A 13,043-nucleotide genomic window follows, 5' to 3' on the forward strand; every position below is an offset into this window, starting at 1 on the left:
GCTTTTATTTTAATAAATTTGAAGTTTCATTTCTATGTGTATTAGCATTTACGCTTACTTATATATGAAGGAGGGCAGTTTATGTTTAAAACGAGTTGGGAAGTGAATGAAGATATAGATTTTAAAAATTTAAAAGATGAAAAAGAGATTATATATAGCATTATTAGGAAAAAAGGAATTACAAATAAAGATGAAATTGAAGAATTTTTATCTTCAAAGCCTCAAAAGACATATGATCCTTTTTTGATGAAAAATATGAAAGAAATTGTAGCAAAAATAATATATTTTATACAAGAAAAAAAAAGTATTTGGATCTATGGGGATTATGACGTTGATGGAATTAGCAGTATTTCATTGCTGATGGAGTTTTTTAGTCATTTTACAAATAATCTTCATTATTATATTCCTCTAAGAGAGGAAGAAGGATATGGTCTTAATGGGGATGCAATAAAAGAAATTCATCAAAAAGGAGCAGAACTAATTATTACAGTAGATTGTGGAGCTACATCGGTAGAAGAAGTTGCTTTAGCAAAATCATTAGGGATGGAGATTATTGTAACGGATCACCATAATTTATCAGATATTGTTCCAGATTGCTTGATTTTAAATCCAAAACAAAAAGATTCCATGTATCCTTTTTTGTATTTATGTGGATGTGGAGTTGCATTTAAACTCGCACAAGCTATACAAAAGACTTTAAATGCTCCTAAAAAATATTTGGCAGATGTATTGGATATAGTAGCACTTGCCACTGTTGCAGATGTGGTTCCTTTGATAGACGAAAATAGAACTCTTTTAAAATATGGATTAAGAACTATCAATAGCATGAAAAGGCCAGGACTTAGAAATCTTATTGAAGAAGTAAGGCTTTCAGATAAAGAAATCACATCAGGTCATATTGGTTTTGTATTGGCTCCTCATTTTAATGCAAGTGGAAGAATTGATGATGCAAAAGCAGGAGTAAAGCTTCTTTTAAGTAAGGATCAACAAGAAATACAAAAGCTTGTAAAACACTTGGTAGATTGTAATCATGAAAGAAAAAAGATTCAAGAAAAGGGACTTGAAATTTGTAAAGAAAAAGTAGAAAAAGAATATAAAGAGGATCTTTTTTTAGTTGTAGATTCAGAAAAAACACATGAAGGAGTAATAGGAATTGTAGCAGGAAGAATTAGAGATCTTTATTATAAGCCTACTTTGATTGTAACACATTCTCATGAAGAAGGAATTTTAAAAGGAAGCGGAAGAAGTATTGAGGATATGGATATTTATGAAGAGATGAAAAAGTGTGGTGACTTATTTTTAAAATTTGGAGGACATAAAAATGCTTGTGGTTTTTCTATTGAAAAAAGTAAATTAGAGATACTTAGAGAAAGACTTAATAAACAGGCAATAGAAATACAACAAAAATTTCCAAATACTTTCATTAAAAAAATAAAAGTAGATGCTATATTAAAACCTTCTTATATGACTGAAAAGTTAGTAGATTTATTAAAGAAGTTAGAGCCTTTTGGAATGGAGAATGAAAGACCTTGCTTTTTACTACCTAATATTGAAGTGAAAAACAAGGAGCAAGTGACTATGGGCAAGAATAATGAACATTTAAGAATAAAAGGAACACATTGTAATGATCATAATGAAATTACAGCTATTGGATTTTCTATGTCAGCAAATTACAAAGATCATCTTAAATCTTCTGATACACTAGACTTAGTAGGCTATCCAAAAATAAATGAGTGGAATGGATACAAAAGTATACAATTTATGATTTACGATATGAAAAAATAGAACTGTTATAAATTATTCATAACAGTTCTATTTTTTCCTCTTTTTTTTGCTAAATATAAATAAGCATCTGCATTTTCAAATAGTGTTTTTTTATCCATTCCACTTTGAAAATATTCAAGACCAATACTTATGGTGATAGATTGTCCATTTAATTCTTTATGACAGGTATTGCTAATAATAGAACGAATTTTTTCAACCATCATGTAAGCAAAAGCAGTATTTACATCTGTAAATAAAATAGCAAACTCTTCACCTCCATATCGAAATGGAAAATCATTAGGAGACAAATTGTCTTTTATAATTTTACCTATTCTTTCTAATATTATATCTCCTATTCTATGGCCATATTCATCATTGATTTTTTTAAAATTATCAATATCGAGTATAGCAAGATGAATAGAAAAAGGATGTTGATCGGCTTGCTCTAGTAAAATATCTAAATATTCATGAAAAGATCTATGATTATAAAGTCCAGTAAGTCTATCTATTTTTAAATCTTTTTCTAAGAAAATATTTTGAATTAAAAGTTCTTGCCTAGATTTTATATTTTTGTAAGTGTGGTACAATATAGTTTGTTCTTTTTCTAAGATCCCTTTACAAATGAAAAAACTCATAACTAGTAAAAGAATAATAACGATCAAATCTTGCGTAAAATCTGTTTGAGACGTCGAAGGATGAATCAAAAAAGTAATCACTATAAAAAAAATATTTAACAATAGTGCGAAAATTACATTTTTAAGTTGAAAATAAAATACAGAGATGAGCATAGAGAGTATATAAGCAGATTTTAGAATATGAGATTCCATATGAAAATAGGATAGTATGCTTATAAAAATACAACTAGTTATAATGATAATTTTATCTTGAAAAGGATCAAAAGTTTTTAATAATACCTCTGTTATAAGAATTAAAATAGCTAAAAGAAAAGTAGGAAAAAGAATATGATATTGAATATAATGGATATTGCCCCTATGATATAAGAAATAACTTATACAAGCCCCTAAAAAAGATAAGCCAAGGCCTATCCACCCATAATCCAATATTTTTTTTGTCCACTCATTTTTATTAATAAGGGTAGAAACATCCAAAGATGTTTGATCAGTAGGCATACTTTCTTTGTCAGTCCTTTCTATGATCAATGAAAATTATATTTTCTTTTTTTCAACATCATAACATAACACACGAGGTTTATCTACAATTTTCGACAATGTAGATTTGTAAAAAATAATAATATATGAGAATGATCTTTAGTATAGTATATGTAAGAATAATAAAATGTAACAATATAAAATAGAATAAGGACAAGTGCATATAAAATCTATGAAATCGGATTGTAGTAATGTTACGATCAAAATTTTCTAAATAGAGAATTTTCTTACAAAATATGAATGATTAAGAAAAACGTTGATTAGAAGAATGTAAAACATCTTATGCTATAGCAGAGGATGTTTTCTTTTTAAAAACACCATTTTTGAACAAAATAGGAGATTGACACTTTAAATAACGAAAGATATGATTGAATATATTATCATGATGGGTAATATATGTATAACAAGATAAGTAACAAAAATGTCTATATTTAAAGAATGATATGTTTATATAAATTGTAAAAAAGAAAGAATTTATTTGATAACATAAAATAGATAGTATAAATAGGGGGAGCAAAGATGGATAAGGTTCTCAGAGTAGGACTTGATGTTGGTTCAACAACAGTAAAATTAGTTGTATTAGATGAACAAGGAGATGTCTTATATAAAGAATATGTAAGACATTTTTCTGATATTAAACATACAGTTATTTATATATTAGAGTCTGCAAAATCAATTCTTAAAAATCATCTTATAACTATTATGGTTACAGGATCTGGAGGACTAAATTTAGCTCAAAAATTTAAAGTTTCTTTTATTCAAGAAGTAATTGCATGTAGTAGTGCGATTGAGAGAATGATTTCAAAGACGGATGTAGCTATTGAATTAGGAGGAGAAGATGCAAAAATTACTTATCTTGGAGAATCTTTAGAGCAGAGGATGAATGGAACTTGTGCAGGCGGCACAGGAGCTTTTATTGATCAGATGGCAGCTCTTCTTCAAACAGATCCTAAGGGACTTAATGAACTAGCTAAAAAACATAAAATCATTTATCCCATTGCTTCAAGATGTGGAGTATTTGCAAAAACAGATATACAACCTCTTTTAAATGAAGGAGCAGCCAAAGAAGATATTGCAGCATCAGTATTTCAAGCAGTAGTCAATCAAACCATTAGTGGACTTGCACAAGGAAGACCTATAAAGGGAAAAGTAGCTTTTTTAGGAGGGCCATTACACTTTCTATCAGAACTTAGAACTAGATTTATAGATACCTTGAAGATGAAGGACAAAGAAGTAATTTTTCCTGAGGATTCTCAATATTTTGTAGCTATGGGAGCAGCCTTATCTTCTAAAGAAGAAGAGCCTATTTTGGCTAAAAATCTATATGATAAAATACCAAATTTAGATATAAAATGGGAAGAAGAAAATCAACAAATTCCTCCTTTGTTTGAGAGTCAAGAGGAGTATGAAACATTTAAAAATAGACATGAAAAACATAAAGTGAAAAAAGTAGATATAAAAACTTATAGGGGAAATGCATATCTGGGTATTGATGCAGGATCTACTACTACAAAAATTGCACTCATTGATGAAGATGGTGCTCTTTTATATTCATTTTATGGAAGTAATATGGGAAAACCATTAGAATCTAGCATTGAATCATTAAAAGATCTATACAAAAAAATAAATAAAAATACAAAAATTATACATACAGCTGTTACAGGATATGGAGAACATTTATTAAGGGCAGCCCTTAAAATAGACATAGGGGAAATAGAAACAGTAGCTCACTATAAAGCAGCAGACTTTTTTTTACCAGGAGTAGATTTTGTGATCGATATTGGTGGACAGGACATGAAAAGCTTAAAGGTTCGTGAGGGAAGTATAGAATCTATAATGCTTAATGAAGCGTGCTCATCAGGTTGCGGGTCATTTATTGAAACCTTTGCAAGATCACTAGATATGGATGTATTCACATTTACAAAAGAAGCTATAAGATCTAAAAATCCTGTAGACTTAGGAACTCGTTGTACAGTATTTATGAATTCTAGGGTAAAGCAAGCACAAAAAGAAGGCGTGAATGTAGGAGATATATCGGCAGGTCTTGCTATTTCTGTGATTAAAAATGCTCTATACAAAGTAATAAGATTAAGAAATCCAAAGGATTTAGGAGATCGTGTGGTAGCACAAGGAGGTACCTTTCATAATGATGCAGTTCTTCGTGCTATGGAACAAATCATAGGAAAAGAAGTAGTAAGACCTGATATTGCAGGAATTATGGGAGCTTTTGGAGCAGCACTCATTGCAAAGGAAAAATACAAAAGTGGACATAAAACTACATTTGTAGGAGAAGAAGAATTAGAAAACTTCAAAGTTGAAACTTCGATGAAAAGATGCGGACTTTGTGGAAACAATTGTTTAATTACAATCAATCATTTTTCAGATGGAAGAGAATTTATTTCTGGCAATAGATGTGAAAAGGGGTCAGGTACTCAAGAACTAGAAAATAAAATCCCAAACTTATATGAATACAAATATAAAAGAATATTTAAATATAATCCTTTGTCAAAACAAAGAGCAAAAAGAGGTATTATAGGACTGCCTAGAGTATTGAATATGTATGAGGATTACCCATTTTGGTTTACTTTCTTTAATGAGTTAGGATATAGAGTTATATTATCTGGACGTTCTTCAAAAGAGCTTTATGAATTTGGGATGGAGACTATTCCTTCTGAATCTGTATGTTATCCTGCAAAATTAGTTCATGGGCATATTATGAATTTACTGCAAAGAGGAGTCAAAAAAATATTTTATCCTTGTATTCCTTTTAACAAAAAAGAGGACAAAGAAGCAGGAAATCATTATAATTGTCCAGTAGTTACTTCATATGCTGAGACTATTTATGCGAATATAGATGAATTAAGGGGCGAGGAAGTTATATTCTATCATCCTTTTTTACCAATTGATCATCCTAAAAAAATGGAGAAAAGATTAGTAGAAGCATTAAAGAATGAAAACATTTCAAAGGGAGAAATATCAAAAGCGTTACAATTGGCTTATCAAGAATGGGATGCTTATAAAGAAGAGGTTAAGAAAAAAGGTGAGGAGACTTTAAAATATTTAAAAGAAAAAAATCTAAAGGGGATCGTACTTACAGGAAGGCCTTATCATATAGATCCTGAAATCAATCATGGAATCCCTCAGCTTATTACAGGCTTGGGATTTGCAGTTTTATCAGAGGATTCTATCAGTCATTTAAAAAAGCCAAATAGACCTTTAAGAGTAGTAGATCAATGGGTATATCATTCAAGATTATATGCAGCTGCTACTTTTGTAGCAGAACATAATAATCTTGAATTAGTTCAATTAAACTCTTTTGGCTGTGGACTGGATGCAGTTACAACAGATCAAGTACAAGAAATATTAGAAGAATATAAAAAACTTTATACAGTTTTAAAAATAGATGAAATCAATAACTTAGGAGCAGTAAGAATTCGTCTTCGTTCTTTGGTTGCAGCTATTCAAGAGAGAGAGAAGAAAAATTTTATTCCTAAAAAAATAGATAAATCTTCTGAAAGAATATTGTTTACAAAAGAAATGAAGAAAAAGCATACTATATTGATTCCTCAGATGTCTCCTATACATTTTCAATTTTTAAAAGTAGGATTAGATCGGGCAGGATATGATGCAGTGCTTTTAGAAAAAGTGAAAGATTCTACCATCAATGAAGGACTTACTTATGTGAATAATGATGCTTGTTATCCAGCCATTATGACAATAGGACAGATTATAGAGGCTTTGAAATCTGGAAAATATGATATAGATTCTACTTCTGTAATTATTTCGCAAACAGGAGGAGGCTGTAGAGCAACCAATTATATTGCATTCTTAAGAAAAGCGTTATGTGATGCAGGTTTAGAAAATGTACCAGTAATTTCTTTGAATATGTCAGGACTTGAAAAAAATCCTGGATTTAAGCTTACTCCATCTTTAATTCATCATTTGATGATGGGTCTTGTGTATGGAGACTTATTGATGAAGGTATTGTATAAAGTAAGACCTTATGAAAAAATAAAAGGTTCTGCTAATGAGCTTTATGAGTACTGGGTAGAAAAATGTAAAAAATCGTTAAGCAGTGCTTCGAAAAAAGAATTTGAAAAGAACATATATGATATCGTAAAAGATTTTGATGATTTTTTAACAGATGAAGATATAATTAAACCAAAGGTAGGAGTAGTAGGGGAGATTTTGGTAAAGTTTCATCCAAGTGCAAATAATCATGTAGTAGATTTGATAGAAAAAGAAGGTGCAGAAGCTGTTGTACCAGATTTGATAGATTTTTTATTATATTGTGCCTTTGACTATAAAGTACAATACAAAATATTAGCAGGTACTTTTTTAGACATGATTAAGGGAGATACTGCTATAAAAATTATAGAATATTATAGAAAAACTATGAGAAAAGCACTATCTAAAAGCAGGAGATTTACTCCTCCAAATACAATTGAAGAACTGGCAATGAAGGCAAAAAAACATTTATCGCTAGCTAATCAAACAGGCGAAGGCTGGTTTTTAACAGCAGAGATGATCGAACTTATTGAAAGTGGAGTAGAAAATATTTTATGTCTACAACCCTTTGCTTGTCTTCCTAATCACATTACAGGAAAAGGAATGATAAAGGAATTAAGAAGAACTTATTCTCATGCAAATATTACTCCTATTGATTATGATCCAGGGGCAAGTGAAGTAAATCAAATCAATAGAATCAAGCTGATGTTATCTGTAGCGTTTAAAAATATTGAAAAAAAAGAACAAGTTGTATATTAGTAAAGAGGCTTTATAAGAATAGCGTGTTTTTAAAAAATGATTTATTTTTTAAATGAACATATATTTAGTCTCATGAGAATAAATATTGTAAAATAATTCAAAAATTGATCGAAATCATACTTATAGTATATGAATATGTTTAATTAATTTGACACAATAGTATATAATATGATAATATAATCTACATAAATAAAATATATCTTAATGAATAAAAATAGATATATGTATATATAAGCTGTTTTTATATTAAGTATATAATAATTCATATGAAAATAAAATAAATTATGGAATAACCATTAAAATCAAATAATATATTTGCAATTTAAATGGCCCATAATAAAAGATATTTATATCTTTTATTATGGGCCATTTTTGTTTTATAAAAAATAATAAACTTATTACAGAAAAAAATTTTGATATAAATTAAATGAGAAAGATAGATAAAAGGAAAGGTGGATTTTTATGAGATTAAAAAACAAAGTAGTGGTTGTTACAGGAGGAGGAAGAGGAATTGGAGAGGTTGTTTGTTTAAGATTTATAGAAGAAGGAGCAAAAATAGTAGTAATAGATAGAAATGGATCAGATGTAGAACGTGTTGTAGATAAAATTAAGCAAATAGGCGGAGAAGCTATAGGAAAAGAAGTAGATGTTACCAATAAAAATCAAGTAGATGAAATGGTAAAAGATATTATAAATAAATATAAAAAAATAGATGTTTTTATTAATAATGCAGGGATTACAGCAGATGCTAAATTAGAAAAAATGACTGAAGATCAATGGGAGCAAGTTATAGATGTGAATTTAAAAGGAGTATTTTATTGTGGGCAAAGTGCTGCAAAAGTAATGAAAGAACAAGGATATGGAGTTATATTAAATACATCTTCTGTTGTAGGAGTTTACGGAAACTTTGGTCAAACCAACTATGCTGCTTCAAAGTGGGGTGTAATTGGTATGACAAAAACATGGGCTAAGGAGTTGGGTAAATATGGAATAAGAGCTAACGCGGTAGCTCCAGGATTTACTTTGACCCCAATGATAGAAAAAATGCCTCAGAATGTAATTAGAATGATGGAAGAGAAGTCTCCATTAAAAAAATTAGCACAGCCTATTGACATTGCTAATGCATTTTTATTTCTTGCATCAGATGAAGCGAGCTTTGTTACAGGAACTGTATTGAATGTTGATGGAGGAGTAGTACTTTAGTTATAAATCACTTAAACCACTTAAATTATTTTAAGTGGTTTAAGTGTACATATTAAGTCCTAATTCGTAAACTAATAGTATAATAAAAACTTTATTCGAAATTATCTTAAAATAAAAACTTTAAATTATGTTTAGAGAAGAAAAACAAGGGTAAAAATTCTTTAAATTTAAAAAGCGAAAAGTATAAATTTTCAAAATAAAAAGTGTTTTAAGTTATAAAAAAAGGATAAAAATGAAATAACATGTATTAAAATTATAAAAAATAAAATGTAGGGGGATGATTTATGGTATTAAAAATGTATGATTTTGCATATGAGGAAGAAATAAAGGATAGATCGTATGAATCCATTTTTATAGGAGAAAAAGAAAGTGTTACAAAACAAATTACATCAGAGGATGTAGTAACTTTTGCAAGTATTACAGATGATAAAAATCCATTACATTTAGATGATAGATTTGCTCAAAAGAGTATATTTAAAAAAAGAATAGTTCATGGAATGTTAAGTGGATCATTGATTTCAGCAGTTTTAGGAACAAAACTGCCAGGAATTAATACAATATATATGAGTCAAAATTTGAAATTTTTAGCACCTGCTTATATGGGAGATATTTTAACAGCGACAGTAGAGGTAATTGAAAAAAAAGATGAAAAAAAAATATTAATCCTGCATACGATGGTTACAAATCAATTTAATGAAAAACTTGTAGAAGGACAAGCAGTAGTTAAAAAATTATAAGGGGGAATAACAGTGTATTTTAATGAAAACTTTACAAATATGATAGGAACATGGATGGATACTCAAAATAAGATGTTAAAATCATGGCAAGGTACAAGCAATAAAGAAGATAACAAAAGTAAAAAAAATGGATATACAGATTATTTTAAGAATTGGATGGAAATGAATAATGATATTTTTGCACACAATATGAAATTGTTTGGAGATATTTCTTCGGAAAATGCTTTTGAAAAAATGATGAAAGGTATGGATACATATCATAAAGTATATGATTTTTGGAAAGATATGAGTAGTATGACATCTGGCCAAAAAAATATAGGAGATTTTTTACAATATTGGAAAACAGATTATATGAATAATATGGCAGATCATTTTACTACTTATTTACCAGAGTCGCTACAAAATATTTTAAAAGATCCATTAGAGCTATATAAAACATATGTAAATACAACAGAGAAGTTTATGGAGCCTTGGATGGAAAATATGAAAGCATTTCAAGAGTCAGCTAATAAAATGTATGCAGGAGATCAAAATGGAGTTTTGGAATATACAAAGCTTTGGAGAGAAAATTATGAAAAAACCTTTGGAAAAATATTTAATATGCCAATGATGGGTATGAGTAAAGCTGACTATGAAGAAGCTATGAAAGGGATAGATACATGGATGAAGTATATGAATACCATGAATTCTTTTAATGGAAGTATTTATCAAGTAGGAATAGAAACCATGGAAAATATTACGAAAAACTACATGGAATTATTACAAAAAGGAGAACAGCCTAAAACATTTAAAGAGTTTTATGAATATTGGTGGAAAGAAAATGAAAAAGCTTATACTGCATTGTTTAATACAGATGAGTTTGCAAGTTTATTAGGACAGCTTGTAGATGAGAGTATGTGTTTTAAGAAAAATTTTGATAAAATTCTTGAAAAAAGGCTTGAAATTTTTCCTATACCTACAAATACAGAGATGAAGAGTCTTTATAAGACTGTATATAATTTAAAAAAAGAAGTAAAGGAATTGAAAAAAGAGCTTAAAGATATGAATAAAAATCAAGAAAATAAATCAAAAAAAGCATAACAATCATGAATATAAGGGGGATATGATCCATGGAATTTATTAATATAGATAAAACCATTAAAGAAATGATGGATATGCAAAACAAAATGTATAAAGGCATGAATGTTTTGATGAATATAGATGACCGTGAAAGTGATGCTACAGAAAAAGAGCTTGTTTATGAAGAAGATAAAATGAAGCTTTATCACTACAAGCCTTTAGTGAAAAAGCCATGCAAAGTACCAACTCTAATTGTATATGCTCTTGTAAATCGTCAGTATATGATGGATATTCAGCAAGATAGAAGTTTGATTAAAAACTTATTAGAACAAGGTTTAGATTTATATATTGTAGATTGGGGCTATCCAACAAAAGAAGATATGTATCTAACTATGGATGATTACATCAATGGATATATAGACAATGCAGTAGAATATATTTTAGAGGAACACAAAACGAAAGAATTAAATCTTTTAGGAGTATGCCAAGGAGGGACTTTTTCAACAATTTATTCAGCAATTCACCCTGAAAAGATAAAAAATCTTGTAACAATGGTTACACCTATTGATTTTAGTAAAGATGAGGGATTGCTTTTTAAATGGGGAAAATACTTAAATATTGATAATATGGTAGATACATATGGAAATATTCCAGGAGATTTAATGAATACAGGATATATGATGCTAAAACCATTTCAATTGATGTTAGATAAATATGTAGGTATTTTAGAGAATATAGATACTCCAGATATTGTAAGGAATTTTATGAGAATGGAAAAATGGATATTCGATAGTCCAGATCAAGCAGGAGATACTATTAGACAGTTTATAAAAGATTTATATCAAGAAAACAAATTAGTAAAAGGAACGCTAGAAATAGGAAAGCATAAAGTTGATTTGAAAAATATCAAAATGCCACTTTTAAATATTTATGCAAAGTACGATCATTTGGTACCTCCATCTGCAAGTATACCACTAAACGATCATGTTTCTAGTAAAGATAAAGAAATGTATGAAGTTTCTGTAGGACATATAGGAATGTATGTAAGTTCAAAATCTCAAAAAGAGGTAGCTCCTAGAATAGCAAAATGGATTCAACAAAAATCTGTATAAAATATACTAAAATTATGAATAAATAAGTGAAAATAGATAAAACCAGGTATAATTTACCTGGTTTTATCTATTTTAGAGATTTATATAAAAAAATAAATATATATGGTACAATTTTACATATATGGTATATAACACGAAAAGGGAGATGAGCTGCATTGTTTAAAATTATAAATTTATCCACCTATAATTTTGATCTTGAAAGATTTGATCATAATAGACAAAAAATAAAAAAATTTTTAAAAAACAATAGGATGGATGGCATTGAACTACTTTATCCAATAGGATGGAAAGAAGATATTTTATCAAAAGATATGATTAAAGGAGTACATCTAAAGTATTATCCTACTTGGCTTAATTTTTGGAAAAGTGATCAAGAAGGCCTTTTAAGACAATTTAAAAGAATGGACCTTATAGAAAAATATTATGGGGGTACCAAAAGAGAAGTGATGGTCAATCATTACAAAAAAGAAATTGATATGATCAATAAAATCGGTGCAGAATATGCAGTTTTTCATGTAGCTCATGTAGAGGTGGAACATACTTATAACTATAATTTTACTTATTCAGATATAGAGGTCATCGATGCAGCAGCAGAATTACTCAATGAAGTGTTTAGAAGTTTAGATACGAATGTAACATTATTATTTGAAAATATGTGGTGGCCAGGATTTCATATGTTAGATAAAAATATGGCATATAGGTTACTAGAGAAAGTAGATTATAAAAATAAAGGATTTATGTTGGATACTGCACATTTAATGAATACTAATCTTGATTTAAAGGATGAAAAAGAAGGAGTAGAGTATATTATAGATACTATTAATAAGCTAGGAGAATTGAAAAATCTAATCAAGGGAATACATCTGAATTGTTCTTTATCAGGAGAATATGTAAAAGAACAAATTCAAAAGCATAATTCTAAAAATTTTCATTTAGGACCTATTAGTGATGAAGTATTTATGCATATTTTTAATATAGATCATCATAAACCTTTTACAGATTCTATAGTAAAAAAGCTTATAGATACAATTTCTCCTGAGTATCTTGTTTATGAACTCATCACAAATTCATTGATAGATCTTGAAAAATATATAGAGATTCAAGATCAAGCAGTTTTTGGATGAAAAATTTAATTACAATAGTGAAAAAATCATTCAAAAGGATATATATGGGGTAATTCTGAAAAAACTTGCAAGAAGAAATTTAAAATCGTAGAGAAGTTTTAAACAGAG

8 protein-coding genes are annotated in these 13,043 nt (G+C 28.6%); 7 read left to right on the forward strand and 1 reads right to left on the reverse strand.

Features of this window, described 5'->3' with window-relative positions; translation table 11 throughout:
• Positions 1-81: 81 nt before the first annotated feature.
• Complete coding sequence (gene recJ / locus EK368_RS04060) at positions 82-1,785, forward strand: single-stranded-DNA-specific exonuclease RecJ (RefSeq protein WP_129596679.1); 1,704 nt, start codon at positions 82-84, stop codon at positions 1,783-1,785.
• Between the two features lie 5 nt (positions 1,786-1,790).
• Here recJ and EK368_RS15095 read toward each other — a convergent pair whose 3' ends face one another.
• Positions 1,791-2,894: a GGDEF domain-containing protein gene (locus tag EK368_RS15095; RefSeq protein ID WP_129596681.1), complete on the reverse strand. Its 1,104-nt coding sequence runs from the start codon at positions 2,892-2,894 to the stop codon at positions 1,791-1,793.
• 558 nt (positions 2,895-3,452) lie between these two features.
• On the opposite strand from EK368_RS15095, the gene EK368_RS04070 reads away from it, so the two are divergent.
• The 6 genes from EK368_RS04070 (at position 3,453) to EK368_RS04095 (ending at position 12,935) form a co-directional block, all read left to right on the forward strand.
• The gene (locus EK368_RS04070) at positions 3,453-7,700 is read left to right on the forward strand and encodes a 2-hydroxyacyl-CoA dehydratase (RefSeq protein ID WP_129596683.1); all 4,248 of its coding nucleotides are present in this window, start codon (positions 3,453-3,455) and stop codon (positions 7,698-7,700) included.
• A gap of 462 nt (positions 7,701-8,162) precedes the next feature.
• Positions 8,163-8,903, forward strand: a complete 741-nt coding sequence (fabG, locus tag EK368_RS04075; RefSeq protein ID WP_129596685.1) for a 3-oxoacyl-ACP reductase FabG — start codon at positions 8,163-8,165, stop codon at positions 8,901-8,903.
• Positions 8,904-9,187: 284 nt separating this feature from the next.
• Positions 9,188-9,640 (forward strand): MaoC family dehydratase, encoded by a 453-nt coding sequence (locus tag EK368_RS04080; protein ID WP_243109356.1) that lies wholly within the window; start codon positions 9,188-9,190, stop codon positions 9,638-9,640.
• Between the two features lie 12 nt (positions 9,641-9,652).
• Positions 9,653-10,720, forward strand: a complete 1,068-nt coding sequence (locus EK368_RS04085; protein ID WP_129596687.1) for a poly(R)-hydroxyalkanoic acid synthase subunit PhaE — start codon at positions 9,653-9,655, stop codon at positions 10,718-10,720.
• Positions 10,721-10,749: 29 nt separating this feature from the next.
• Entirely contained in the window at positions 10,750-11,811 is a 1,062-nt protein-coding gene (phaC, locus tag EK368_RS04090; RefSeq protein ID WP_129596689.1) for a class III poly(R)-hydroxyalkanoic acid synthase subunit PhaC, read from the forward strand.
• Between the two features lie 155 nt (positions 11,812-11,966).
• Positions 11,967-12,935, forward strand: a complete 969-nt coding sequence (locus EK368_RS04095) for a TIM barrel protein (RefSeq protein WP_129596691.1) — start codon at positions 11,967-11,969, stop codon at positions 12,933-12,935.
• Positions 12,936-13,043 lie beyond the last annotated feature (108 nt).

The sequence above is a fragment of the Anaerophilus nitritigenes genome, assembly GCF_004138215.1.
GTDB classification, from domain to species: domain Bacteria; phylum Bacillota; class Clostridia; order Peptostreptococcales; family Thermotaleaceae; genus Anaerophilus; species Anaerophilus nitritogenes.